This is a genomic window from Alpinimonas psychrophila (assembly GCF_014137865.1).
Taxonomy (GTDB): domain Bacteria; phylum Actinomycetota; class Actinomycetes; order Actinomycetales; family Microbacteriaceae; genus Alpinimonas; species Alpinimonas psychrophila.
Genome location: NZ_JACGWU010000009.1, coordinates 1 through 26,343, shown reverse-complemented (window position 1 = coordinate 26,343; position 26,343 = coordinate 1). Strand labels below are relative to the sequence as shown.

Genomic DNA, 26,343 nt, shown 5'->3' with positions numbered 1-26,343 from the left:
TCTCCGCGGGAAGCGAGTGGGGTTTGGGGCGCGGTGACGGGAGTCACAATGTTGTCGTTACCGCGCTCGGAGTCTCAGCGGGGGAACTCGCAGCACTTCCATAGGGAGCAATGACGACCTCAATTCGTTGGAATTCTTTGAGGTCTGAATAACCCGTGGTGGCCATAGAGCGACGCAAGGCTCCCACAAGGTTGGCGGTGCCATCGGAGACCACCGCGGGTCCAAAGAGAATCTCTTCGAGCGGCGCGACCTGGCCAACCTGCACGCGACTGCCCCTGGGCAGTTCACCGTGGTGCGCTTCATGACCCCAGTGCCAACCGCCGCCGGGGGCGTCCGTTGCCCGAGCAAGGGCTGAACCCAGCATGACGGCGTCGGCTCCACAGGCGATCGCCTTGACGATGTCGCCCGAGGTGCCGAGGCCCCCATCGGCGATAACGTGAACATAGCGACCACCGGACTCATCCATGTAGTCACGGCGAGCTCCGGCAACATCAGCAACCGCCGTTGCCATCGGCGCGTGGATGCCGAGGGTTGCCCGCGTGGTCGAGGCAGCACCGCCACCAAAACCGACGAGCACCCCCGCAGCGCCCGTGCGCATGAGGTGCAAGGCCGCCGTGTAGGTAGCAGCGCCCCCAACGATAACCGGTACATCAAGTTCGTAGATGAACTTCTTCAGGTTCAATGATTCTGTTTCTTTGGAAACGTGCTCGGCCGAAACGGTCATGCCGCGAATAACAAAGAGGTCTACGCCAGCCTTGACAACGGTCTCGTAGAACTCCTGGGTGCGCTGGGGGGAAAGTGCTGCGGCAACAGTGACGCCCGCGGCACGGATCTCGGCCAGGCGCGCCGTGATCAGTTCTGCCTTGACCGGCTCAGCATAGATTTCTTGCATGCGACGCGTGGCACGATTGGCCGGCAGGGATCGTATTTCCGAAAGAACGGGAATCGGGTTTTCGTAGCGCGTCCACAGTCCCTCCAGGTTGAGCACGCCAACACCGCCGAGCTTGCCCATGGCAATCGCCGTCTCGGGCGAAACAACGGAGTCCATCGGAGCCGCCATGATGGGAATCTCGAATTGAAAGGCGTCGATTCCCCACCCGACCGAGACATCTCGGGGGTCGCGCGTGCGGCGGCTGGGAACGACGGCAATGTCGTCGAAGGCAAAAGCGCGGCGGGCACGCTTGGCCCGACCAATCTCAAGTTCAGTCACAGTATTTTCCCTCGCTCTAGCGGCGGTAGTTAGGGGCTTCGACGACCATCTGGATGTCGTGGGGGTGCGATTCTTTGAGGCCTGCGGGCGTAATGCGAACGAACTTTCCATTCGCCTTTAGCTCGGCGATCGAACGTGCCCCGACGTAGAACATGGACTGACGGAGGCCGCCCACAAGTTGATGTGCCACGGCCGACAAAGGCCCGCGGTACGCAACGCGGCCCTCGATGCCCTCAGCAATCAGCATGTCGTCGCTCGGAACATCCGACTGAAAGTAGCGGTCTTTCGAGTAGGAGGTGCGCTCGCCACGGGTCTGCAAAGCACCCAGGGACCCCATGCCGCGGTAGGCCTTGAACTGCTTGCCGCCGTCGAAGACAAGATCCCCCGGGCTTTCATCGCAACCCGCGAAGAGCGAGCCGAGCATGACGGTGTCGGCTCCTGCAACCAGTGCCTTCGCAATATCACCAGAGAACTGGAGACCCCCATCGGCGATAAGGGGAACACCGGCGGGGCCAGCGGCCTTGGACGCTTCATAGATCGCTGTGATCTGAGGAACTCCCACCCCGGCAACGACACGAGTCGTGCAGATTGAGCCGGGGCCCACTCCCACCTTGATGGCATCCGCGCCGGCATCAATGAGGGCCTGAGCCCCCGCGCGGGTGGCGATGTTGCCACCGATGACGTCTATGTGATCAAACGTTGCATCGGCTTTGATACGACGGATGATGTCGAGCACCCCGGCACTATCACCGTTGGCAGTGTCGACTACAAGCACATCAACACCAGCATCACGCAATTCGGATGCTCGATCCCACGCATCGCCGAAAAAGCCAATGGCCGCACCGACCCGGAGGCGCCCAGCGTCATCTTTAGTGGCGTTGGGGTATTTATCGCTCTTGTCAAAGTCCTTGGTCGTGATGAGACCCGTGAGCTTGCCGCTCTCATCAACGATGGGAAGCTTCTCGATTTTGTTGACCGCAAGGAGCGCAATGGCATCCTCACGGGAGACCCCAACGGGCGCGGTGATCAGCGGCATGACCGTCATGACGTCCCGAACCAGCAGTGTTCGCTTCTCGGAGTCGCTCAAGAAACGCATGTCGCGGTTCGTGATAATTCCGAGCAAAATGCCCTCCGCGTCGATGACCGGAACGCCGCTGACGCGGAACTGGCCACATACGGCATCTACCTCGGCAACCGTGGCATCAGGAGACGTGGTCACTGGGTTTGTGATCATGCCAGATTCGCTGCGCTTGACCTTGTCGACCTGGTCAGCCTGATCCTCGATGGAAAGATTACGATGCAGGATGCCCATCCCGCCTTGGCGCGCAATAGCAATCGCCATGCGGGCCTCGGTTACCGTGTCCATGGCGCTGGAGATGAGAGGCTTCGAGACGCTAATGCGGCGCGTGAAGCGGCTCGAGGTGTCGGCCTCACTCGGAATCACATCCGTGTGCCCCGGCAAAAGGAGAACGTCGTCGTAGGTCAGTCCGATGAAGCCGAAGGGATCTGGCTGATCCATTTTTCCCCTTTGTGAGGTTGTCGCGCGAAAAAATTATTACCGCACATCGCCCCGTCATTTCGGGCCATCACAGTCACATTCAATCTTAAGCCACGCTGACGGCTCAGTCGTGCGTGTGACGCTCCCCCCGGGCATGCGAAGCAGGCTCCAGCTGAAATGTCGAGTGTTCAACGCTTACGGCGAAGTGTTCCGCAACGCACTGTTGGAGCTCTCGAAGCATTACCGGGGCATGACCATCGGAGAAACACTCATCATCAACCACCACGTGCGCGGTCAAGACGCACAACCCAGAAGAAATCTGCGTCGCGTGCACATCGTGAACGGATTGCACGTGCGGGAGTCCCACCAGATGCGAACGAACCAGATCGAGGTCGAGATCCTTGGGCGTCGATTCCAGCAAAACGGCAATCGTTTCTTTCAAGAGCAAGAAGGCCCGAGGAAGGATAAGTGCTCCAATCAACATGGCCACAACAGCGTCGGCACGCGTCCACCCTGTGGTGGCAATGATGATTGCTGCAATGATGACAGCAACAGACCCAAACGCATCGTTGACGACCTCAAGAAACGCTGCACGAAGATTGAAATTGGCGCTACGGCTGCCAAACAGCACCAAAATTGACGCAACGTTTGCGGCGAGCCCGATGACACCAAAAATCAGAAGTTCCCCGGAGGCAATCGGTGGCGGATCGATAAGACGTTGGACGCCCTCAACCATGACAAATACCCCAACAGCGAGCAGGAGAGTAGCCTGCGCCGTCGCGGCGAGCACCTCAGCTCGCCCGTAACCCCACGTGCGCCGAGATGTCGCGGGTCGATTGACCACGTTCGCGGCGAAAAGAGCCAGCGTCAGCCCACCGGCATCCGTGAGCATGTGTGCGGCGTCAACCAGAAGCGCCAGACTCCCGGTGATGAAAGCCCCGATGATTTCGACAACCAAAATAACGACGGTAATGGCAAGGGCAATCGCCAAGCGCGTGGTTCCTGTGGAACTCGATCCGTGGGTGTGTCCACCATGGCTCTGACCTGGCTGGACCATTTTTACCTTTGTGAGGGTGTGTCACGAAAAATTATTTTCTGGAAAAAACCGGGATTGCACCTATCTGTGGTATTTCAATCTTAAGCCAAGTAGCGGTGTGCGTTTCCCACAGGTAGAGTTCGGCGACTGCCTTTTTGTACACTAGAGAAACATTTCAGACACAAACATTCAGTAGCGTCACTCACTGTCGAGTGACAGAGATGAATCAAGGGATTTCATGAGTTTTAATCCTGCTTCGGAAAAACCACAGGAGGTGCCGTCGTGAGCCCAACCGCTCGAAAAAGTTTTTCCCATCGCCGGGTGCGAGTGACGTTCGGTACCCTTCTGGCAACTCTGATCCTGAGCCTGGCCGTGCTGTCGGGCTCATCAGCCGCCGTCGCTGCGACAGACTGCGTCGCGGACGCGTCTACCGCTTGCTTCTTTGGAACAATCCGCGACGGCGCCGCTGGCATTGACATTCTGGTCGAAGGAAATGGCCAAAAGGTAACGGTCAAAACGACGGCCGATGGAAGCTGGAATGCCGCCGTTACCGTAGCCGGAACGTACACAATCACGCTCGACCCGAAGACCCTTCCCTCGTCTGTCACCATGAAGGGTGAAGCAGCACAGTCTCGCGACGTGACGCTCGGTGCCCGTGCCGGAGTGCTTTTCTCAACCCAGACAACCGACGCCAGCGGGGAAATGACGAGTTCCACAACAACGACCACCTCCGTCACGTGGGATCGTTTCCTCCAACAGGCTGCTTCGGGTCTTCGCCTCGGACTCCTTCTAGCCCTTGCCGCCGTAGGCCTGTCCTTGATTTACGGCACGACCGGTTTGAGTAACTTCGCTCACGCTGAGCAAGTGACCCTCGGCGGCCTCCTCGCCTACGTTTTCGCCAATGTAATGGGCTTGAATATTTACATTGCGACGATTATCGTCGTGGCCATTACAGCGGCAACGGGATACTTTCAAGACCTGATTCTCTGGAAGCCTCTGCGCAAGAAGGGGCTTAGCTTGAACCAAATGATTATTGTGACCATTGGTCTGGCGCTCGCTTTGCAGTACACGTTCCAGTACTTCATTGGAGCGTCAACGGTTCGCATTCTGCAAAACAACGCGGAAATCGTGAACTTTGGACCGGTCACACTCACGGTGCAATCGTTAATCGCGATGGGTGTCTCGGTCGTTGTATTGACGTTGACGGGCCTTTTTCTTCTCAAAACTCGAACCGGTCGGGCCACGCGCGCGGTCTCGGATAATCCCGCACTGGCGGCCGCCTCCGGAATCGACGTAGACCGCATCATTCGTCTGGTCTGGACGATTGCGGCCGGCCTCGCTGGCCTTTCCGGGGTCATGCTCGGCTTGGTGCTCAACGGCATCAACTGGATGACCGGCATGCAGCTTCTGCTGCTCTTGTTTGCTGCCGTGACCCTGGGTGGCCTCGGCACGGCGTTCGGCGCCCTCGTCGGATCACTCATCATTGGTATGACCGTGGAGCTCACCAACTTGATCCTTCCCGGTGACTTCAAATACGCGACTGCGCTCGTGCTCTTGATTTTGCTCCTGTTAGTTAGACCTCAAGGCATTTTCGGCCGCAAAGAGCGAATCGGTTAGGGAGGAAAATCATGGACGGCATCACGAAGATTCTCTACGACATGTCCGCGATCGCATTGTCACCCGCGACCGCCGCTTTCGCTATCGCCGCCATCGGCTTGAACGTGCACTTCGGCTACACCGGACTGCTCAACATGGGGCAAGCCGGGTTCATGCTCATTGGCGCCTACGGCTTCGCCATCAGCGTCATGAATGGCCTTCCTTTCTGGCTGAGCGTCTTGGTTGCCATCGCGGCTTCTCTCGTTTTTGCTCTGATTCTGGGTATTCCCACGTTGAAACTCAGGGGTGATTACCTCGCGATTGTCACAATTTCAGCGGCGGAGATTATCCGAATGGTAGGGCGCTCCAGCGTGCTGAATGCCTTAACGGGCGGCTCGAACGGCATCACTGGCAACAGCTACCGTGACCCTTTCAACAGCCTCTCACCATTTCCCGACGGTCAAACAACGATCCTGTGGTTCACCTACGACAACACAGGTGTCAATGGATGGTGGATCCGCATCGTCGGCTGGTCGCTCGTCGCCATTTTCGCAACGTTCGTTTGGCTCCTCATGCGAAGCCCCTGGGGTCGTGTCCTTCGGGGAGTTCGCGAAGACGAAGACGCGGTTCGCAGCCTGGGCAAGAATGTTTTCTCATTCAAGCTGCAATCCCTTGCTCTCGGTGGTTTTCTCGGTGCGATGGGCGGCGTGCTCTACATTTTGCCCGCGTCACTGCAACCCGACAGTATGGGACGATCTATGACGTTCTTTATTTGGACGGCACTGCTCCTCGGTGGCGCCGCGACCATTTTTGGCCCCGTCTTGGGATCGATACTGTTCTTTGCCCTCCGCATTGCTGTTCAGGGGCTTGCCGGATTGTTCATTCCCTCGAGCATCATGAACTCGCAACAGACCGAACAGTTCTCGTGGATCATGGTTGGTGTTGCCCTCATGTTGCTCGTCATCTTCAGACCTCAAGGGGTCTTAGGCAACAAGAAGGAGCTGAGCTTCAATGCCTGATCTCTCGACCAACTCGCGTGCGCAACTCGCCCAAGTGGAAGCAGTTCCTGGCTCGAGCAAACCCGACCCCATTCTCACCGTCGATAACATCACACGTCGTTTCGGCGGCATGACCGCGGTCGATGTGGCTCACGTTGAGGTTCAGCGCGGTGTCATCACGGCACTGATCGGCCCCAATGGTGCCGGTAAAACAACGTTCTTCAACTTGATTACGGGCTTCGACAAACCTTCGTCGGCACCCAAACTGTTCGGTGGGCCGTCTCGCGCCCTCGCGGCAAAGTGGGTGTTCAACGGCCGCAACATGGGAAACGTCGGTGCTTCCAAGGTCGCCCAGTTAGGCATGGTTCGCACGTTCCAACTGACAAAAGCACTGTCTAAGCTGAGCGTTTTGCAGAACATGCTCCTCGGAGCCAAAGATCAGGCCGGTGAGAACTTTTTCGTAGCCCTCATCAAACCCCTCTGGATCGCGCAGGAGAAGGCCAACACCGACAAGGCCCTCGAACTTTTAGAGCGATTCAAACTCTTGGAGAAAAAAGACGACCTTGCGGGAAGTCTCTCTGGTGGCCAAAAGAAACTGCTGGAGATGGCTCGCGCGCTGATGAGCGACCCCGTCATGATCATGCTCGATGAGCCTATGGCCGGCGTCAACCCAGCGTTGACCCAGTCACTGCTAGGACACATTCAGGCGCTTCGCGATCAGGGCACCACGGTGCTCTTCGTCGAACACGACATGCACATGGTCCGCCACATCTCGGACTGGGTCATTGTGATGGCCGAGGGGCAAATCGTCGCCGAAGGCCCCGCAGAAACCGTGATGTCCAACAAGGCTGTCATCGACGCTTACCTGGGAGCTCATCACGACACCGACTTGGGTGATGATTCACTCCTGGATGAAGGTGTCAGCCAGACCCCCGAGAAAGTCACCAAAGACCCCAAGATCGACCAGGAGACGCACTCATGAGCGCCAACGAAGCGGCCGTGAATGCGGCCACCGCTATTCCCCGTGACGCCGCTGGCCGGGAACCTGTCCTTCGGGCGACGAATCTGGATGCAGGCTATTTGCCCGGTATCAACATTCTCAATGGATGCTCGATTGACGTGTTCCCGGGGGAACTCATCGGCATCATCGGCCCTAACGGTGCCGGCAAGTCAACGCTGTTGAAAGCTCTCTTTGGCTTGGTCAAGATTCGCGGGGGTAACGTCACACTCCATGGCGAAGACATCACCGGGTTGAAAGCTAACAAGCTCGTGCAAATGGGCGTTGGCTACGTCCCTCAAAACAACAACGTTTTCCCCAGCTTGACCATCGAGGAAAACCTGCAGATGGGACTCTTTTTGAGGCCCAAACTGCTCAAGGAGCGCCTCGCCGCCATTTTTGAAATATTTCCCCTCCTCACCGACCGCAGCGATCAACGAGCGGGGTCCCTCTCCGGCGGTGAACGCCAATCTGTGGCCATGGCACGGGCACTCATGATGGATCCTTCGGTCTTGCTTCTCGATGAGCCCTCTGCCGGACTTTCGCCCGTTCGGCAGGACGAAACCTTTCTCAGGACCCGTCGCATCAACAAAACAGGAGTTTCGATCGTGATGGTCGAGCAAAACGCGCGGCGCTGCCTTCAGATTTGCGACCGGGGATATGTCCTCGATCAGGGAACAGATGCCTACACGGGCACAGGCCGCGAGCTGGCGGACGACCCCAAGGTTATCGAGCTCTACCTCGGAACCTTGGCCAAAGACGTCGAAGACGGCAAATAGGCTTCCCCGCGACATCGAAACAACCACACAAAGACATAAGAAGAATGGCCCGGAATTTTTTCCCGGGCCATTCTTCTCTGCGATCTGACAGTGCTTAGGACTTACCTTCTACAGCCGATCCCCAGACGGGAATGTTCTTGGCATCGAACTTGTAGATACCAATGAACGCCGACGAAGGGTCGTTCTTTGCATTGAAGGGTCCGATGGAGCTGGGCCCTTGGTACTGGATGTCCTTGCCGTCCTTGATCAAAACGACACAGTCAGCGAACGTGGCACACTTGGTGCCGCCGTTCGCGCCTGATACCGCAGCCATGTTGGCCTGGATGGTAACAGGGTCCGTCTTGCCACCCTTGACCGCAGCGAGGGCTGCGAGCGTGGTGGCGTCGTAGGATTCAGCAGCGTAAGTGAAGTCGGTCAATGCCGCACCCTGAACCGCAACGTTCCAGTCCGAAAGACGTACCTTGAGGTCCGACGAGGGGCTGGCACCAGGAATGGTTCCCTGAGCACCTGCGAGCGTGCCTGCCTGGAAGTCCTTCTCGTAGGATGCGGTGTTGCCGTCCGTAAAGTAGGTCTTCGACATGGTCCACCCTTGGTTAACCATTTCAGGAACAATTGACTTCGTCTCGTCGAACGCAACGACGACGACGGCGTCAGGCTTGGCGGCGAGAGCCGCGGTTACCTCAGACGAGAAGGTTGTCTGCCCGGGAGGGAACTCCTGCCCCATACCTTTGCCGCCATAAACGACTTTTCCGCCGGCAGTTTCAATTGCTGCCTGCGTCGCGTCACGAAGGCCCGTGCCGTAAGAGTCATTGAAGACGATGAAGGCAACACTGGCATTGCCGTCACCGGTTACGAGCTGGCCAAGAGCCGAGCCCTGAACCGTGTCTGGCGGTGCAGTACGGAAGTAGAAGGGCGAATAACCGCTCAACTTAGCCGAAGTGTTTGCGCCGGAGATTTCAACAATCTTGGCGGCCGTAAAAGAGTCGACCACGTTGAGCGAAACGCTCGACGAAGCCGCACCAATGACAACAGAAACGTTGTTCTTGATGAGGTCCTGGGCGGAAGCCGTCGAAACGGCCATGTCGCTGCTGTCTCCAGAGTCCTTGCCGTAGTAGCAGACGTCTTTTCCGCCAACGCCACCCGCGGCGTTGATGTCCGCGATGGCCAAGCCAACGCCAGCAATCTCGGGCGGGCCGAGGAAGGAAAGAGAACCTGTGACGGGAAGCAATCCGCCGACCTTCAGGGTGTCAGCGCTCGTGGCTCCAGCGGCGCAGTCGATTGCCTTATAGGCAGCGGCTGCAGCGGTGGTTGCAGTCCCAGTGGATCCGCTCGCACAGCCAGCCAGCAAAAGTGCTGACGAAGCCAATACGGCAAATCCTCCGAGTGCACGAGAACGTCGTGAAATTACGCTCATGGTACTCCTTGGTTTCAATGTGGTGGGAGCACGCCGAAAGCGTGCTTCTCAGTAGGTACAAACTATTAGGAGAACGTTTCGTGAAACAACTAATTAGCGTTACAACTGCGTAACAAATCAGGCAGATTCACAAGGACTTCCGTTTTCGGCGCTGCGGTTTCCTCAAGGCGACGGAATCCGTTGTAGGACTATTTTGCCGAGGGAGTCGATGTGGGCGCGATGGCCTTTCCGAAGTACACCATGCCTGTGGCGTCAGAATAATTGATCTGCCCCGCAAGCCCCACATAGTCGATTGAGGTCTGCGTCGTTAGGACATCTAGGCACATGCCATAACTGGAACACTGGATACCTGACCCCGTCACGAGAGAAAGGCCGTACGAAACGGAGGCGCCCCCGTCATCTTTCGCAAGCGTCGCGCCAAGAATGGCTGCGATGGTGAGGTCATAGGCCTCGATCCCGTAGGAAAGTTCGCCGACACCAGGGTCAGAGACGCGCAAGCGCACGGCGAACGTGTCATCGGGAACGACAGGGGTCGTCACCGCCCCGGCGGGTGCATTATCGGCGGAAGCAGGGGCAACGAGGGCAATTCCTGCGGCCTGTGCGAGCGGAGCAAGTTGGGCCAAAACACTGGCGGATGCGGGGGCAATGATGACGTCGACGCCGCGCGCCAAAAGATCGGCAAAACTGGCATCCGTTACGGCAGCGTCGCCGTCACCCGCGCCTCGGTGCAAAACCTCCACAGGAACCTTGTTATACCCACCGGCCGCGTTCACCTCGTTTACCGCCAATTCAACGCCCGCCGCTTGTGCCTTCGCGAAAGCGGCGAGTGGGCCAGAAACGGGCGTCATGTCACCGATGCGCAAGACGCCGTCACCGGAAGGTGCGACCGGGGTTGCCGAGGGCGTCGGCGTGATCATTGCTTCACCCGAACATCCAGCAAGTGCGACGATCACAGCACCCGCAAGAAAAATTCCCGCCAGTCGAGAAACCAACATGTCTCACCCATCCGTTGTGTATTTATGACAACATCCACCATACCGAGGTCGACCCGCGCTGATCGCAGGGCACGCAAAGAACTAGCTCAGCGTGGCGCCGTAGGCGGCCCGAGCTAGCCGGGCAGTGCGAGCCGACGTCAACATATCTACGGTGAGCACCAAGAGTGATACCCAAATGAGAATGAAGCCGACCCAGCGCGAACTCGGCATGGCCTCATGCAAGACAAACAACGCGAGCAGAAAGGTCACCACTGGGGTCGAATATTGAATGAGGCCAATGGCCGTGAGGGGCAGTCGTTTGGCGCTTGCCGCAAACAGGAGGAGGGGCAGCGCGGTCAAAATTCCAGAGCTCATCAGGAGCAGGGTGTGTCCGACACCAAAACCCACGAAGGTCAGGCCAACAAGGTTGCCCACAATAACAAGCTGAAGGATGGCGATGGGCAACACCCACATAGATTCCATGGTCAAACCACTGATGGCGTCTACTCGCGGTCCCACCTGTTTCTTGATCAACCCATAAAGACCAAAGGACGTCGCGAGGGCAAGTGAAATCCACGGCACTTTTCCGTAACTAAAAGTCAGCACGAGAACGGCAATGAAACTGATGCCCACCGCAACCCACTGCAGCGGTCGCAGCTTCTCTTTGAGAATCGTTACCCCGAGGACCACCGTGAAGATGGGGTTGATGAAATACCCGAGGGACGACTCGAGTACTTGGTTAGAAACAACAGCAATAATAAAGATCTGCCAGTTCGCGTAAATCAGCACGCCAGCCAGTGCCATCGTCAGCAGAATGCGACGCTGACGCAGCAGAACAACATATCGCCGCCATCCACGCGTGATTGTCAGCAGGAGCGCGCAAAAAATGAGCGAGAAAATAATGCGATACGAGACAATTTCAAACGGGCTTGCGGGGAGAAGCGCCAAAAAATAGAGCGGGAACAAACCCCACATGCCGTAGGCGCCAAACGCATAAAGCAACCCGGGGCGCGAAAGTTTTTGGTGGGAATTAGCGGGACTCACACTCTCGATGCTACCCCGACAACGACAACACAAAACGCCCCTCGCAACGCAAATGGACCCCAGCCGAAGCCGAGGTCCATCAGGAGAAAATGCGTGTTATCGAACGACGACCGCAAGAACGTCGCGAGCCGAGAGTACGAGGTACTCTTCGCCGGCATACTTAACTTCGGTTCCGCCGTACTTGGAGTAGATCACCTTGTCGCCAACGGCGATGTCAAGGGGAACGCGATTGCCGTTGTCATCGATGCGACCGGGGCCGACAGCTACAACGTCGCCCTCCTGAGGCTTCTCTTTAGCGGTGTCGGGGATAACCAGACCAGACGCGGTGGTCTGCTCTGCCTCGACCTGCTTGATGACAATGCGATCTTCGAGCGGCTTGATGGCGACCGACACGGTTGACCTCTTTCTTTGCTAAGACAGTGAATTGGCACCCGAACTCTGCGAGTGCTAATTGCGAGTCTACGGCGCCAACTAGCACTCGCGCAACGTGAGTGCTAGAAATACGTGGCAACAAATTGTTCCGCGTCTGGCGCTCCCTCCACAGCGCACCTTGGTAAGTTTGCTCTCGTGGAGACAAGCGAAGTACGTGAATTACTGACTCCGTCCGGGCTGCGACTACTAGATTCGCTCCCCGAATATTCGAGTAAAGGCGACATTGTTCGTATCGTGGCAGGCCTGCGCAGTGCAGGTCACTCCTCCGCCCTCGTGGCGGCGGTCCTCACACAAGCCAAACTGCGCTCCAAAGCCGCGGCAAAGTTTGACGATTTCGCTGTGCGGATGCTCTTCACCGAAGCCGGCCTCGAACAAGCCACCCGCTTGCGAGTTGCTGCACTGCATGCCGGCCGATTCTCCCGTGCCGGCATTACCCACGTCGCGGATCTCGGTTGTGGCATTGGCGCGGATGCCATGGCAATGGCTGGCTTGGGGCTTACCGTGACGGCCGTGGAGGCCGACGAGGTCACAGCGGCTTTGGCCTCCTACAACTTAGCGATCTTTGAGAACGTTACGGTGGTTCACGCCCGTGCCGAGGAGTTCGACCTCGCCGCACTAGCCGTTGAGGGTAACAGCAATGGCCCTCACTCCGCCGCGCGCATCGGCATTTATTTGGACCCGGCGCGGCGCACATCCGGCCATTCGAACACCGAACGATTGACACGCCCTGAAGACTACTCACCGAGCCTAAAATTCGCTTTTGGATTGGCCGAACGTTATCCCGCGGGGGTGAAGCTCGGCCCCGGGTTTGACCGTGGCCTGATTCCAATCGACGCCGAGGCCCAGTGGGTCTCAGTCGACGGAAGCGTCGTGGAGCTGGGGCTGTGGTTCGGCACAGTTGCCCGCCCTGGCATAACGCGCTCGGCACTCGTGTTGGATGACACAGGCACACATGAAATGAATGCTCCCGGTGACAGCGATGATGTCGAAGCTGGTGTACTCGGTAACTTTCTCTATGAGCCCGATGGATCTGTCATTCGAGCACGGCTCATCGGAGACCTCGCCCGCATCATGGGCGCGCACATGCTTTCCGAGCGCATTGCGTATCTCACGAGCGATATCCTCGTATCCACACCATTCGCACGTGGTTTTCGCATTCTCGACGAGTTTCCTCTCGACGTGAAAACACTGACACGTGAGATGCGAACGCGAGGGATTGGCACGCTCGAGGTTAAGAAACGTGGTGTCGACATCGACCCCGCAGAATTTCGTAAGAAACTCCGCCTGCAAGGCCCGCACAGCGCAACGTTAATTTTGACGCGCATTGGTGAACGGCGCACAGCACTCCTCGCCGAACGGGTTTAGCGAGGAAGTCAATACTGGCTACGCGATTGAGTTACCCTCGAATGCCGAGTCCTCGTATTCCTCCGTCAGCCCGTGCGGCGTCTTCTCCCAATGGTGCGGGCTGAACACTATCTGCCAAAATGCGCGCCAAGCCGCTATCGAATGCAGAATCCAGTACACCGGATTGAGTAGCGCAAACATTGCGATACGCCAGTTGTAACGTTTGTACGCTGCAAGACCCGACAGGATGATCATTAGCGAGTTAGAGAACAGCATGTTGATCATGCCAGTGACCAACAGCCACTCGGGTAGGTCCAACCCGATGAACCGCACTCCAATGTACGTGATTACCGTGAATCCGAGGACGAGTGGATACAACATAAATGCCAGCGGAGTGCCGATAATGAGTGCCACGAGGCTGAGCGCACCGAAGAATCCGTTGACCTTGAACCACCGAATTGGGTGCCGCGTGTTGACGGCGGCCGTCATAATGTAACCCTTAATCCATCGGGTGCGCTGCCGGATCCATGCCGGCACTTCTGCGCAAGCCTCTTCGCCTGTGCTGGCCTCGATCATGCCAACACGGTACCCGTGGGCGGAAACACGCAGGCCGAGGTCGGCGTCTTCCGTCACGTTGTAGGGGTCCCACGCACCGAGTTTGCGGAGCACTTTCGTCTTGAAGTGGTTCGAGGTCCCGCCGAGTGGGATTGGCAGGTGCGATCGATCAAGGCCTGGCAGCATCGCGTCAAACCAGTGAGCATACTCAACCGCGAACATCCGTGTCAGCACGTTGTAGTCGGCATTAAAGTAGTTCAGCGCGCCTTGGAGACAGACAAGCTCGCGCTGGTCGGAGTGCACGTTGTCACGTTCAAACTCATCACGCCGAAACGCCGCAACCGTGTCGCGCAGCTGACTCGAGTTCGGACGGTCTTCCGCGTCGTATATGACCACGAACTCACCTCGCGCGAAACTGAGTCCGTAGTTGCAGGCGCGCGGTTTGGTTTGCGGGTCGCCCGGGGGCACGATAACGAGGCGCACGTATTCAGGCGGACGTATTAAACGCACAGCAGTAATCGTTTCGATGTCGTCGGCTTCGAGCAACACGAGCACCTCAAGTTTCGACTTGGGGTAGTCCAGTACCCCTAAGTTCGCGAGAAGCTTATTGATGATGTTGGCCTCTTTGTAGGCTGGAACCAAAATCGTGTAGACGGGCAGTTCGTCGTCGGGCGTGCGCTGCGGTAGCACGGGTAAGCCGCGTTGCGCGCGTTCGATCGCGACTTCGTCGTTCCATTTCTCTTTAGCCCGCACATTAAACGGAGCCCGAAGCCCGGCCAATACCTTAAAACCGATATTCATCACGAAGATCAGGTTGGCGGCAGAAAGCAAAAAAATGAGTGTCGTCGGTGCATCGACGACAAGGCCGACGACAATGCTCGCCACAATCGTTAGCGGCACGACCAACTGCCAACGGCGTAAGCCATCTTTGGCCGATTCATCGCTACTCGTCGTAGCAAGGGCCTCAGATGCTCCGAAGAGCAGCGTCGTTCGACAGGCCGCTTCCACCGCCTGGTTGAGATCCCAGTCCGTCGTGGTTCGCACTGAAATGTGACGCACCCCGAGCAACTCCGCCGCATCCGCGCGAAATTGCTCGGTTGGCGGCACGGTGGTGGCGATGATTGCACCGGCTCCTTCGCGTTTCCAGGGCACCCAACCGGCCTCGATCAGGCGTTCGGGTCCGATCACAGAGAGTAAACCGGCCTCGGGTGGTTCAGCCACAAGGTCGATGAGGGGTGCATTCCATTGCTGTGCCAGAGCGTCGTACATTTCCCGGCGGTTGACGGCGCCCAGGAGGATGAGGTGTCGGCCGATCAGGCCACCTTCTAAATGTTGCAGGCGCAAAGCATCCCGTAACTGCTGGTCTGTAATGAGTCCCGCGTCAATCAAAATCTCACCGACACGTGCTGCATCGATACGTGCCACCATTACGACCCCACTCGCTCGAAGATTCTGTATGTACCCTCTGAAAATGCCAACCGATAGCCTGTTGCGAAAGCTGGGTTTTCCCGCAAGGCCTCCCAAACGAGGTCAGCGACGCCTGCTTCATTGAGTCCGGAGGCATCCGCTGCCGAAACGAATACCCACTGGGCGTGCGTCGAAGGGCGAGCGATTGCCTGATCGAACAGGTCACCGGTTGAGCGATTGTAGTAGTCGGCGAGGGGAATACCGATCTCGGGTAGGAGGGCGCTCCCTGCAGCCGATTCGTCCATGAGTACCCCGCCTCCCTCGTAGTTCTCGCGCAGGAACGCGGCCGCATCTGCTTCCCCACTTTCGGACTTGAACCGCACGTAGCCTTGGGCTTCAGCAATGACGGATGATCGTGAGAGGTCCTGTGACCACCACAGGCTCTGCCCGAAAATCGCAACGCCAATGACAGCAAGCGAAACGGCGGCAACTGCTTTAACCCGCCGTAGCGCATCGACAAGGACGGCTGCCAGAACCGCCAACCACGGAATAACCGCCAAGGCGAAACGACCGTTAAACCAGTTGCTGGGAAACGAGTGATCATTATTCATATGGGTCTGGCCCAAGTAGAGACTCAGCAACAAGAACCCGTAAGTTCCACCCATCAGCCAGACGATGACCGCTTCGTTCGAGAGGCCGCGACGCCACGCCAGCACGATTGCCCCGGCACCTCCGAGAAGGACTGTGACGAGTCCGGCTGTTTCGACGACAGACCAGTTATAAGTCCACAACGACAGTCCGAGGTTATGCGTATATGCGAGCAACCCGGCATCGGCGGTCGCCTTTTGCAGGTTGTAGGCCGAATACTGCCCGAACATGAACTCGAGCGGATTGGAGTAAACCGCAAAATTATAGGCCAGCCACCAAGCGATGGCCAAGGCCGGCAGCACCGCAAACGCCGCCCCCATCTTGACGCTGTATTTCAACGATCTCTTGCGCCGCCACCCGACAAGCATGACGACCAGCGTTCCCGTAACAACTAGCACCCACCCCTCATACCTGGACAGTGTCGCACCCGCCGCTGGAATTCCGCCGAACACCATCAGCTCCCCTGCACTCAGGTTGCGTTTGCTGGTGATCCAACGAGCGAGTCCGGCAAAGCATCCCATCATGCAGGCAATGAGCACCGGCTCTGTCGAAGCGGTTGTATATATATACAGGATGCTCGGATTGAGCAGAATCAGGAGAACACTGACGATTCTGCCCGCCCGGTTCAGCCCGATCCGCGCGGCGATCCGATACACACCAACGACCGTAACCATGAGGCAAAGAATCCCGAGAATGCAGGCCGCCCAGCCGGTGTGCCACAGCCACAGCGATTGCACGAAGGGCAGCAGAAGTAGCGTCGGTATTGGTAACCAGACAGTTCCCAACTGGGTGAAACCGGGGGCCTTACTGTCGAAAATACGACGAGCGATGGTGAGGTGGCTCTGCGCATCAGAGTAGGCAAGATTGATGCCAGACGAGGTGGTGATCACGCACGCGATAACACCCACGACCAGTGCAGCACACGCAACGACGAGAGTTCCCGGAACCTTACGGCCCCCTGCGGTCGCTCCCAGCGAGACCCAACGCTGGAGTAACCAGTTGTTCAAGCCTGTTCGTTCCGGTTCAAGAGCCTCTTGTGTGTGGACGACAACCACTGAGCTACTCCAGCGTTGAATTCTGGTGCGTTGCCTTGGCGATGTTTATTTGCTCGGCGCGCGCTTGCTCTGCCACACCCAAAGCCTGCGCATCCACATAATGCTTCACTTTGGCGCGACGGCGACGGCGAACAATCGAACCGATCACTCCGACAGACACGAGTAATGCGATCAGAATGCCGATCCACATGGCATAGCCGCGAAAGTCATCCGTCACGCTCGCCTGCGGCACGATGGCGTTGCTGTCAAGAAAAACCGGTTTGGCGAGAGTCGGTTGCGCAATGAGGAGGTCTCCCGAAAGCCCTGTCCACCCGGCATCGCCGTTCACCGCATAGTGTGCTGCGTCGATTTGCAGATCCTGGAGAGCGGCCCCTGTACCATCTGGCGACCATCCACCCAACATCAACACGTTTCGACCACTGTTCTCGAACGCCTCAAGAGCCGCGTAGGGCACCGTAGTCCCAACGCCAAACTCAACGGCACGGGAGTCAATAGCCCTGAAACTATCGAAGCGAAGCGGTGCGCCGAGAACATTCGAATCGTCCGATGTTGCACCCACGAACAAACCCGAATGCGCAGACTGTAAGAAGTCGGCTGCCGCGACGACGGTCACGTTGAGCTGCACTCTGGATTGGCGTTGCAAAGACGCGACAATATCACCCGCACTGGCTAGAGCGTTCGCTGGAGTCATACCGTTCCCGAAGGCAACAGGGAGCACTCCTCCAAGCGCCTGGGGGAAACGCTGGAAACCGGGTTTGATGCTCTGTCCACGAGTTGCATCAATGGTCGATGCCTTGGCGTCGATGAACAGTTCGATAGGGATGACGTTGGTTGAACCAGTACATTCACCCGTGCGAGGCACGGCACTCAGCACGATGCGAAGACCATTACCTGCTGTCATGCGGGTAGACGCTATGGGAAGATCAAGCCCGAATGCCACGTCGTGGCCGAGCACTGTCGATCCAATCAGGAAGTCGTTCCAATACACATTTGTCGTGGCAAGTATTGTGTCAGGAATGTCCGTGTGGGTGCCAACCAGGTGCAGTGTTGCATCAGAAATGGGGCCACCGAATGCACTTTGGCTTACCCCGGTATAGGAGGCGCTCTGGCCGTAACCACCCAGCGAAATTCGATCGCTTGCCCCAAGATCGAAGAGCGTCGGAGACAATACCGAAGTGACTGATCCGGTCTGAGCAAGACCAGTGGTGCTGGCAGAGTTGGCTAGGGCAAGGTAACCGGAACCAAGAGCCGCACTGGCGGCGCTCAGCTGCGCCTCCGGACCCGCAATGGTGAGAACGGGGATACCCGAACCATCTGACGAAATCGTGGTGGTGACGGCATCACCACTGGGGTCGAGCACGACGATCCTGCCACGCACAGAATCCAGCGCGACGCGGTGCGAGGTGTTGCTCGTCGTTGTAGCGCTCAGATTGACGGTGGAACCGAGACCAAACGCGAGCGCCCCAACGGCCGAAATAGCGGCCTGTTTAAGCGCGCTGGAGGGATTATCCGAAATTTGAACCGACACAGCGTTGACAGCTGGCGAGAAAAAATCTGCCAGAGTTGTTGGCATCGTTGCGCTCCCCGTTGCCTGAAGTACGACATTTGAAACGGTAACAGATGCGGGGTTGGTGACCTGGCACCAATTGTTGTTGGCCAGCAATGAGGAATACTCCAAGCTCACCGAGACCGTGCCGTTGACAATCTCCGCGCCGGCAAGGGGAACATCAAGGATGGAGGGCACGCTTGGATCAAGGTTTTGCACCACTTGGCCCGCAACAATGACGTGGAGGCTGCCTGCCCCCAACACAACGGGCGTTATCGATCCAGTCACGTTGGCCGGGGTAAGCCCCTCAGGAACAGGAACCGTAAGGAAGATCGGACCATTGTCTGCAGTGACGACGACTGCGACAGGATCGGGCAGAGAGAGCATTGGAGCATTCACCGTCAGGACGTCCGCCGTGGCGATCGGGGCGGCTATTGCTGAAAGGGGGATGGCAAGGAGTAGCGCGGTGAGTCCCGCGAGGGCAAGTGTCCGAGAGACAAATTTAGGGCTCATTATCCATTCCGAATGAAAAAGCCACACTAACTTGAAAATATCACCACTATAAGTAGGCTATGAAATTATCGTGGCGTATAGCAAAGTTACTGTACCGGTGTTTACCCCTCTTTCACACCGCACCGGGCCACGCCGCGCCACGATTCGGGTTACTACTTCTTCAACGCCGAGACGTCTCCACTGAGTTGAATACAAGAATCTTGCAATGGTTCGACCCAAAAGCTAACGTAATGTTATGAAATTAGTTGGTGCTTCCGGCTGGTGGAACAGGGGGAAACACATGCAACTAATCGGTCGCATCGGAGCCGGACTCGTCGGAACGATGGCCTTGGTTATTCTCGTTGGCTGGTACAACAAAATCACGTTGCCGACACTGATCTGGCCTGGCGCCTTCTCAATGAAGCCTATTACGGCCTTGGCGCTTCTCTTCCTCGCGGTCGCGGTAATCACCCTCGGTCGACGCATTCTGCCATTCGTCTTGGGCGTGACCGTCGCCGCCATTGGCGCCGTAACCCTCACCGAATACATTTTTGGTTTATCGTCTGGTATCGATGAACTTATACCGGGAATCAACTTTGATGGAGAAACTTCCCGGATGGCGCCGGCCACAGCGCTGGCTCTGCTCCTGCTCGGGGCCTCGGTGGTGGCAAGCCGGCTCAAACTGACGACGCTGATGCTCGGCCTCATCATCACAGCCCTCTGCGTAAGTCAGATCGCGTTGCAAGGTTACGCCTACGACGTCTCCTCGCTATACGCCCTAGGTGGTCTCGTAAGCATGGCTCTGCACTCCGCGCTCGGAGTGACGGTACTGTCACTGTCACTTCTGCTGCAGCACCCATCAGTTGGACCGGTCAGTTTGCTCCAGAACCGTGAGAGCGCAGGAAAACTTCTCCGTCCGGGCATACTATTCATTATCTTCGGGCCGTTCGCCTTAGGTTGGCTAATCTTGTGGGCCCAACGTCAGGGCTGGTTCGATACTGCTTTTGGTGTGGCTATCTTGGTGCTCAGCATGACTGTTCTGGGCTGCGGGCTCATCGTGAGGGCGGCGGTCGGGCTGCGCGAGCTCGATCGACAACGTGATGGCATTCAATTTTCGCTAGCCGAGGCGAATAGCACGCTCGAGACTACGGTCGAGGCTCGCACTCGGGAACTTGCCGAAATCGTCGACAAGTTTCGTACAGTCATCCAAATTGCACCGGTCGGCATCGTGCAGCTTAATGTTGAGGGGGGACTTGTCACTGCTAACGACCAGTGGCTAAGTCTGAGCGGACTCACTTGGCAAGAGTCTCTCGGTGACGGCTGGGCTACGGCTTTACACCCCGACGATGCAGACCGAGTGCTCGCGGAATGGAAATCGGTTCTCTCCACCGGAGAGGGCCACGAAACCACGCTCCGTTTTCTCACCCCAGAGGGGCACGTGAACTGGGTACAGGTCAGCACAGCTCCAATCAGAGATACCGAGCAGGTCAGCGGATATCTCGCCACTGTCACCGATATCACCGCGTTGCGTGCGGCCGAGGCCCGCTTGAAACACCTCGCATTTCACGACTCTCTCACGAATCTACCCAACCGTATTCTGCTCCTAGACCGGCTCAAGCAGGCTCTCCTGCAGGCTGCACGTCACGATCTAGGCGTCGGTGTGCTTTTCATTGACCTTGACCGCTTCAAGATCGTCAATGACAGTCTTGGCCACCCTGCGGGCGACGCGGTCTTGTCCGAGATAGCAGTTCGACTGGGCCTTGGCGTCCGGGCGTCAGATACCGTGGCCCGCGTTGGAGGAGACGAATTCGTTGTAGTCTGCCCTGATATCAGAAGCAGAAAAGACGTTCTCGAGATTGCAGATAATCTTCGGAAGGTCATTGTCGAGCCAATCATCATCGGCAACCAAATCGCGTCTGTCGGTGCAAGCATTGGTGTCGTTTTCGGTGCTGGCCAAGATGACGTTGAATCACTTCTAGGCGATGCGGACCGGGCGATGTACCTCGCAAAAGGCCGAGAGCGCAGTTCATTACAGGGAGCGGGTGGATTGGGTTAGAGCGGCGCTCAAAATCAGCCGATTACGTCAGTAAATCATTCTCGGGGTAGTCGCGTGCCTAACCACTCGAGGATCTTTTCCGAAGGGAGCGGCTGCGACCACAGGAATCCCTGCCCGAGAGGGGATCCGATCCGTCGCAGCTCCTGCAACTGTTCCATGGTTTCCACCCCCTCCGCAATGACGGTCAGTTTCAACGCGCGACCCACGCTGACGATCACATCAGCAATCGGTGATGCATGCGGATCTTCCCCGCCCAAGCCCGCGATAAAGCAGCAGCCAATCTTGAGCGTTTGCACCGGCAAGAGGCTCAGGTAGCTGAGTGAAGATTGCCCCGTACCGAAATCATCAATAGACAACTGCACTCCGAGCGTGCGGAGCGCATGCAGTGTTTTCAGGTTTGCCCCGATGTCGTTCATGAGACCGGTTTCCGTGATTTCGAGGTGTAATGCCGTCGGGTCAAACCCGGTCTGCATAAGGACATCGGCGACCATCCCGACAAAATTGGCGTCCCGCAATTGGAGCGTCGACACGTTCACGGCAATCCACGGGTTCAGAGCCCGGGGTGCCTCGGTGCGCCACCGTTGCGCTTGGGTAAGTGCCTGACGTAACACCCATTCGCCGATGGGAATGATCATCCCAGTTTCTTCGGCGACCGGGATGAACTCGAGAGGCAAAATTAATCCGCGTTCTGGGTGGTCCCAGCGTACGAGCGCCTCGAAGCCAACGACGTCCTCGGTCCATATATCCACAACGGGCTGATAATAAACACGCAACTCACGGTTGTCTAAGGCACGCCTCAGTTGGGATTCAAGGTCGAGCCGACTCGAGGCCGTGCTGTGCATCTCCTGGCGGAACACTATCGCTCGGCCGCCGCCGTCATGTTTCGCATGGTACATCGCGGTATCCGCGTTGCGAAGCACGCAACCCGCGTCCTCGTCTCCGTTGGTGATGATGATGCCTACGCTCATGGTGGCAAACACTTCATGTCCACCAATAGGGAACGGTTCTTTACCCGAAGCCAATATTCGCTTAACCAACCGATCGACGCTCTCCACAGTCGTGTCCTCGCAGACGATCACGAATTCGTCGCCGCTAAATCGTGCCACCGTGTCAGTGGGCCTTACCATGGCTTGCAAACGCCTAGCTAACTGCACCAGCAGTTGGTCACCAGCTGAGTGCCCTAGCCCGTCATTGACCAACGTGAACTGATCGGTATCCAAAAAAAGCACGCCCACCTGGCGACCAGATTCTCTCGCGTTGGCGAGGGCGCGCTCGAGGGTCTCTCTCAGCAGTAATCGGTTGCCTAGGCCTGTCAGTGTGTCGTGGAAAAGTTGATAACTCAGAGACTCCTCGGCCTGCTTACGGGAGGTAATATCTTGCAGTTGCAGCAGCGAATATCTGTGCCCTCCGTCAACGATAGTCGCGGACGATATAATCTCTTGCGCCCAAATCACGCCACCATCCGGCCGCAAATACCGCCGTTCAACAGGAACCGTTACCGCCACACCGGATCGCGGATGAGCGGATGAGCGAGGTCCGCTCCTCGCGTCCTCCGGAGGGAAAAAGTCCCGGGCGCGCTTACCTAAAAGCTCATTCTCCGTGCGCCCGAAAATCTCGCACAAGGTCAGGTTAACTCGCTGAAACCGGCCGTCGAGATCGACCATTCCCATGCCAATCAGCGACATATCGAAACTGAGCTGGAAATTCGTCTCGGCTTCTCGGCGCTGCGTCTCAAACAGATGGTGATCGGTCACATGCGAGGTGGTATCGATATCCCGGACGATGTAGGAGATGCCATATTTTACCCCATCGGCATCGTAGACAAGTGACACGCTGAGGGAAATATCAATCGTTGCCCCGTTCTTCAGACGCCCCTTTGTCTCCACCATTTCCACCGTGCACCCAGAAGTAGACTCAGCTTCCGCGACCCCGTCACGTTCTGGCATGAGCACACCAATGCGCCGGCCGAGTAACTCTGCCCGGGAATAACCAAAGAGCAACTCTGCTAAGTCGTTGACCAAGACAATTTTGCGATCGGTGTTCGTGAGAATCATGGCAACCGACACGGATTTGAGAGACTCACTCTGTGCGTCTATCAACTGCTTGTGCGCCCCCAGCACATCAATCGTGTCTCAATGCGCACCATCAGTCACCACAAAAACTTTCTCGGAGCACCAACCTAGGTGCTCGCGAAAGAAATTTTACCATCACTCACTACGAAACCCTATGATGACGGTTATTTTCTGTCCGCATCCTCCTCCACGGAATTCAGGATTAATAGCTCATCCTGTAACTGTGGTTACCCGCGATGGCGAACATGACAAAGAAAATAATTATGAAGATGACGACCGCGATAACCTCTAGGTAGCCGATAATAAGTCCAGCTATGGCCAGGGCGCTGCCCTGTTCACCCGTCTTCCTAATCTGACTCAGCCCCAGGTGACCCGTAATGATTCCAACGATGCCCAAACCAATAATCGACGTGACCAGTGAGACAATAGCCAACATGTTGGTCTTGGCGCCGGCGGGAGGAACTACGTAGACCGGTTGTGCGGTGTTGTTTTCAGACATAGCATTTCTCCCATTGTGTGAACTAACGACTACTCCATGTACTGAGAATAATAGATTCTGCACGTGCTACAACAAAATCTTTTTCAGAGAATCTGAATCGTCGTGACGGGCAGCGTGGAGTCCGCCCCGAAGTCCATGCCCGACGGCTGTGCCCCCGCCATAATGAGCTCCGCGGCAAGCGCGGCAATCATGGCCCCGTTGTCGGTGCACAACGCGAGCGGTGGAACACGCAGCGTCACTCCAGCATCCGCACATTTTTGGCCTGCCAGTTCTCGAATACGAGCATTTGCCACGACACCACCACCAAGCAAGAGGCGGGGCACGTTGAAGTCGCTGCACGCAGCAATGGCCTTGGTGAGGAGCACGTCGGCTACGGCTTCGCGAAAACTTGCGGCAACATCGCCGAGGGGAATCTCTTCGCCGGCATCGCGACGAATTTCTACCCACCGCGCGACCGAAGTTTTAAGCCCAGAAAACGAGAAGTCGTAACGGTGGGCTGCCATGTCTTTGGGCTGGCTCAGACCCCGGGGAAAACGAATAGCGGTAGGCGAACCCGTAGCAGCGAGTCGATCAATGTGCGGACCTCCTGGATACGGCATGCCGAGCACACGAGCCACCTTGTCAAAAGCCTCCCCCGCAGCATCATCAATAGTTTCGCCAAGAAGCTCCACATCGGAGACAAGATCACGAACCAAAAGCAGCGAGGTGTGCCCCCCCGACACCAGGAGTGCAATCGTGGGGTACTCCAACGGCCCCTCCTCGCCCAACACATCTGCACCCACATGACCGACGAGATGGTTCACCGCAAAGAGAGGTTTGTCGAGAGAGATTGCGAGCGCTTTGGCTGCCGCAACCCCGACCATGAGTGCACCGGCAAGTCCCGGTCCGCAGGTGACCGCAACGGCATCCAGGTCACTGAGCCGGATGCCGGCCTCGGCGACCGCCTGGCGAATAGCGGGGGTGATAGCCTCCACATGTGCACGAGCAGCAACCTCGGGAACGACACCGCCATAGCGCGCATGCTCGTCCATCGACGAGGAAATGACGTTAGCAAGTAACTTCCGCCCGCGCACAATACCGATACCGGTTTCGTCACAGCTGGTCTCAATGCCGAGCACAAGGGGTGCCTCGCGATTCAGGATGTGCGTGGCGCGGCTCACGAGAGAACTTCCCGACCAACGCTGGGGCCGTGCTTTCGCTGCGATGTCTTTTCACGCCGCATCACAATCGCATCGATTCCCTCGGGCTGGTAGTAGTGAGGACGCACCGCAATTTCCTCAAATCCCAAGCTCTCATACAGCGCTCGTGCGACATCATTGTCGGCACGCACCTCAAGAAATAGCCGCTCGGCGAGGCGTTCCTCGGCGCGCTGCAACAACACCAGCATGAGCGCACGCCCCAACCCCAGCCCGCGTGCTTCGGTTGCAACGGCGATGGTTTGAATGTCGCCGTCACCTGAGCCGGAGGGACACAGGAGCCCCGCATAGCCCAAGAATTGGAAGGCCCCACCAGCCTCCTTACCGGACTCCACACGTGGCCGCTCGGCCACGATGTACAGGCAATTGGCGTCTTGCATGTCTCGGCGCATTGCATCTTCCGACCAGGCCTCTGCCCCAAAAACACTCGTTTCCAGCGCCATAATGGCAACCAGATCATCGGCGGTTGCCGGTCTCAACCGTGGCGTGCCACTCATTGCACGACCCGCTTTGGCCCCTTAGAGAGAGTGACATCCGGCGAGCGCAAATACAGCGCCCGAAATGTCCCAAAAGGCTCCCCTGCCGTCGCCATGCGTTCGGCGGTGATCGCCAAAGCGCCAGCCGATACCTCGGTCGCTTCCAGAATGAACGGGGTAAGACCCAGCACCTCGGCCGGAACTTCGGCCTGCTTTGCGAGGTTGGGGCCCGAAATGCGTTGGGGAAGCTCGTGCGCGTTCAGACCGGAATACGTGCTCCAATAGAGCTCGCGGCGGCGCGCATCCGTCACCACCGTTATCGGACCGCGCGCACCGCCCGCATAATGGGCGGTGGCAATCCCGTCGTGACTGACCATCGGCAGGAGGGTAATGTTGGCACCCACCGAAAACGCTTCGGCAGCGGCGATTCCCACACGGAGTCCTGTAAAGGGACCGGGCCCCATACCTGCGACGACGGCCGTCACATCAGTAGCCAAAATGTCAGCAGACGTCAGGCACTCAAGAATGAGGGCGCCCACAACTTCGGCGTGGCGCATAGTATCGATGACGCTGTGTTCAGCAAGAATGCGGCCATTCTCAACGAGCGCAACACTCGTGCCTGCGGAAGTATCGATAGCCAGAATCACGAAATCAAGACTACGCGCGCCAGCGAGGCCCGTGGCCCTCAATTGAGACGGTGCGGGGTTCAACAAGATCATCGTCGAGATCATTCTCAGAGCCGCCCTCGGGCCGAACAATGTGAACCTCCAGCCACGACTCGGTGACACCATCCAGCATGCCAGCACCCCACTCCACAACGACCACGGAGTGGGAGAAATCGATATCTAAGTCATCAAGTTCGAGCGCTGAGGCAAGACGGTAGGCGTCCACATGCACCAGTGGCGGGCCCTCCGTGAGGCTGGGATGCGTTCGGGCGAGAACGAAAGTGGGACTTGTCACCGGGCCGCGCACCCCCAACCCCTCGCCGATACCGCGCGTCAGTGTCGTTTTGCCCGCAC

General features: G+C 57.5%; 22 protein-coding genes. 6 read left to right on the top strand and 16 right to left on the bottom strand.

Annotated elements, in window-relative coordinates; genetic code table 11:
- Positions 1–43: 43 nt before the first annotated feature.
- The 3 genes from FB555_RS10150 to FB555_RS10140 all read right to left on the bottom strand — a co-directional run bounded on the left by FB555_RS10150 (position 44) and on the right by FB555_RS10140 (position 3,765).
- Positions 44–1,210, bottom strand: coding sequence for a GuaB3 family IMP dehydrogenase-related protein (locus tag FB555_RS10150; protein ID WP_343046459.1), 1,167 nt, complete (start codon positions 1,208–1,210; stop codon positions 44–46).
- Positions 1,211–1,226: 16 nt separating this feature from the next.
- Complete coding sequence (guaB, locus tag FB555_RS10145) at positions 1,227–2,729, bottom strand: IMP dehydrogenase (RefSeq protein WP_182485367.1); 1,503 nt, start codon at positions 2,727–2,729, stop codon at positions 1,227–1,229.
- A gap of 103 nt (positions 2,730–2,832) precedes the next feature.
- The gene (locus tag FB555_RS10140; protein WP_182485366.1) at positions 2,833–3,765 is read right to left on the bottom strand and encodes a cation diffusion facilitator family transporter; all 933 of its coding nucleotides are present in this window, start codon (positions 3,763–3,765) and stop codon (positions 2,833–2,835) included.
- A 261-nt stretch (positions 3,766–4,026) separates the two neighbouring features.
- Here FB555_RS10140 and FB555_RS10135 point away from each other — a divergent pair, with 261 nt between their 5' ends.
- Genes FB555_RS10135 through FB555_RS10120 form a run of 4 tightly spaced genes read left to right on the top strand, consistent with a single transcriptional unit; the run spans position 4,027 to position 8,114 of the window.
- Positions 4,027–5,361 (top strand): branched-chain amino acid ABC transporter permease, encoded by a 1,335-nt coding sequence (locus FB555_RS10135; RefSeq protein WP_343046458.1) that lies wholly within the window; start codon positions 4,027–4,029, stop codon positions 5,359–5,361.
- A gap of 11 nt (positions 5,362–5,372) precedes the next feature.
- Positions 5,373–6,359: a branched-chain amino acid ABC transporter permease gene (locus tag FB555_RS10130; protein ID WP_182485365.1), complete on the top strand. Its 987-nt coding sequence runs from the start codon at positions 5,373–5,375 to the stop codon at positions 6,357–6,359.
- Positions 6,352–7,320, top strand: coding sequence for an ABC transporter ATP-binding protein (locus FB555_RS10125; protein WP_182485364.1), 969 nt, complete (start codon positions 6,352–6,354; stop codon positions 7,318–7,320). Before FB555_RS10130 ends, FB555_RS10125 begins: the two co-directional genes overlap by 8 nt.
- On the top strand, positions 7,317–8,114 hold the full coding sequence (locus tag FB555_RS10120) for an ABC transporter ATP-binding protein (RefSeq protein ID WP_182485363.1): 798 nt from the start codon (positions 7,317–7,319) through the stop codon (positions 8,112–8,114). Before FB555_RS10125 ends, FB555_RS10120 begins: the two co-directional genes overlap by 4 nt.
- Before the next feature lie 94 nt (positions 8,115–8,208).
- Here the strand turns inward: FB555_RS10120 and FB555_RS10115 are convergent, their stop codons facing one another.
- From FB555_RS10115 to groES, 4 genes are all read right to left on the bottom strand, one after another.
- Entirely contained in the window at positions 8,209–9,528 is a 1,320-nt protein-coding gene (locus FB555_RS10115) for an ABC transporter substrate-binding protein (RefSeq protein WP_182485362.1), read from the bottom strand.
- 188 nt (positions 9,529–9,716) lie between these two features.
- Complete coding sequence (locus FB555_RS10110) at positions 9,717–10,523, bottom strand: ABC transporter substrate-binding protein (protein WP_182485361.1); 807 nt, start codon at positions 10,521–10,523, stop codon at positions 9,717–9,719.
- An 81-nt stretch (positions 10,524–10,604) separates the two neighbouring features.
- Positions 10,605–11,546 carry an EamA family transporter RarD gene (gene rarD / locus FB555_RS10105; RefSeq protein ID WP_182485360.1) on the bottom strand — a complete coding sequence of 314 codons (942 nt, stop codon included), beginning with the start codon at positions 11,544–11,546 and terminating at the stop codon, positions 10,605–10,607.
- Between the two features lie 96 nt (positions 11,547–11,642).
- On the bottom strand, positions 11,643–11,939 hold the full coding sequence (groES, locus tag FB555_RS10100; protein WP_182485359.1) for a co-chaperone GroES: 297 nt from the start codon (positions 11,937–11,939) through the stop codon (positions 11,643–11,645).
- 174 nt (positions 11,940–12,113) lie between these two features.
- Between groES and FB555_RS10095 the strand changes: the two genes are divergently transcribed.
- The gene (locus FB555_RS10095) at positions 12,114–13,343 is read left to right on the top strand and encodes a THUMP-like domain-containing protein (protein WP_182485404.1); all 1,230 of its coding nucleotides are present in this window, start codon (positions 12,114–12,116) and stop codon (positions 13,341–13,343) included.
- Between the two features lie 18 nt (positions 13,344–13,361).
- On the opposite strand, the gene FB555_RS10090 is transcribed toward FB555_RS10095, so the two are convergent.
- From FB555_RS10090 to FB555_RS10080, 3 genes are read right to left on the bottom strand one after another with little or no spacing between them, the layout of a single operon-like run.
- On the bottom strand, positions 13,362–15,305 hold the full coding sequence (locus FB555_RS10090) for a glycosyltransferase (RefSeq protein WP_182485358.1): 1,944 nt from the start codon (positions 15,303–15,305) through the stop codon (positions 13,362–13,364).
- Positions 15,305–16,987 (bottom strand): glycosyltransferase family 39 protein, encoded by a 1,683-nt coding sequence (locus FB555_RS10085; RefSeq protein WP_182485357.1) that lies wholly within the window; start codon positions 16,985–16,987, stop codon positions 15,305–15,307. The genes FB555_RS10090 and FB555_RS10085 overlap by 1 nt, the downstream gene beginning before the upstream one ends.
- A 4-nt stretch (positions 16,988–16,991) precedes the next feature.
- The gene (locus FB555_RS10080) at positions 16,992–19,046 is read right to left on the bottom strand and encodes a hypothetical protein (protein WP_182485356.1); all 2,055 of its coding nucleotides are present in this window, start codon (positions 19,044–19,046) and stop codon (positions 16,992–16,994) included.
- A 280-nt stretch (positions 19,047–19,326) separates the two neighbouring features.
- Between FB555_RS10080 and FB555_RS10075 the strand changes: the two genes are divergently transcribed.
- The gene (locus FB555_RS10075) at positions 19,327–21,081 is read left to right on the top strand and encodes a sensor domain-containing diguanylate cyclase (protein WP_182485355.1); all 1,755 of its coding nucleotides are present in this window, start codon (positions 19,327–19,329) and stop codon (positions 21,079–21,081) included.
- 35 nt (positions 21,082–21,116) lie between these two features.
- Here FB555_RS10075 and FB555_RS10070 read toward each other — a convergent pair whose 3' ends face one another.
- The 6 genes from FB555_RS10070 to tsaE form a co-directional block, all read right to left on the bottom strand.
- Complete coding sequence (locus FB555_RS10070) at positions 21,117–23,147, bottom strand: sensor domain-containing protein (protein ID WP_343046457.1); 2,031 nt, start codon at positions 23,145–23,147, stop codon at positions 21,117–21,119.
- A 208-nt stretch (positions 23,148–23,355) separates the two neighbouring features.
- On the bottom strand, positions 23,356–23,652 hold the full coding sequence (locus FB555_RS10065; protein ID WP_182485353.1) for a DUF4190 domain-containing protein: 297 nt from the start codon (positions 23,650–23,652) through the stop codon (positions 23,356–23,358).
- 83 nt (positions 23,653–23,735) lie between these two features.
- Positions 23,736–24,812 (bottom strand): tRNA (adenosine(37)-N6)-threonylcarbamoyltransferase complex transferase subunit TsaD, encoded by a 1,077-nt coding sequence (gene tsaD, locus FB555_RS10060; RefSeq protein ID WP_343046456.1) that lies wholly within the window; start codon positions 24,810–24,812, stop codon positions 23,736–23,738.
- A complete protein-coding gene (gene rimI, locus FB555_RS10055; protein ID WP_182485352.1) occupies positions 24,809–25,345 on the bottom strand; it encodes a ribosomal protein S18-alanine N-acetyltransferase in 537 nt (178 codons plus the stop codon). The genes tsaD and rimI overlap by 4 nt, the downstream gene beginning before the upstream one ends.
- On the bottom strand, positions 25,342–26,043 hold the full coding sequence (tsaB, locus tag FB555_RS10050; protein ID WP_220475962.1) for a tRNA (adenosine(37)-N6)-threonylcarbamoyltransferase complex dimerization subunit type 1 TsaB: 702 nt from the start codon (positions 26,041–26,043) through the stop codon (positions 25,342–25,344). Before tsaB ends, rimI begins: the two co-directional genes overlap by 4 nt.
- On the bottom strand, positions 25,982–26,343 hold a 362-nt coding region (gene tsaE / locus FB555_RS10045; protein WP_182485351.1), incomplete at its 5' end, for a tRNA (adenosine(37)-N6)-threonylcarbamoyltransferase complex ATPase subunit type 1 TsaE. The genes tsaE and tsaB, both read right to left, overlap by 62 nt.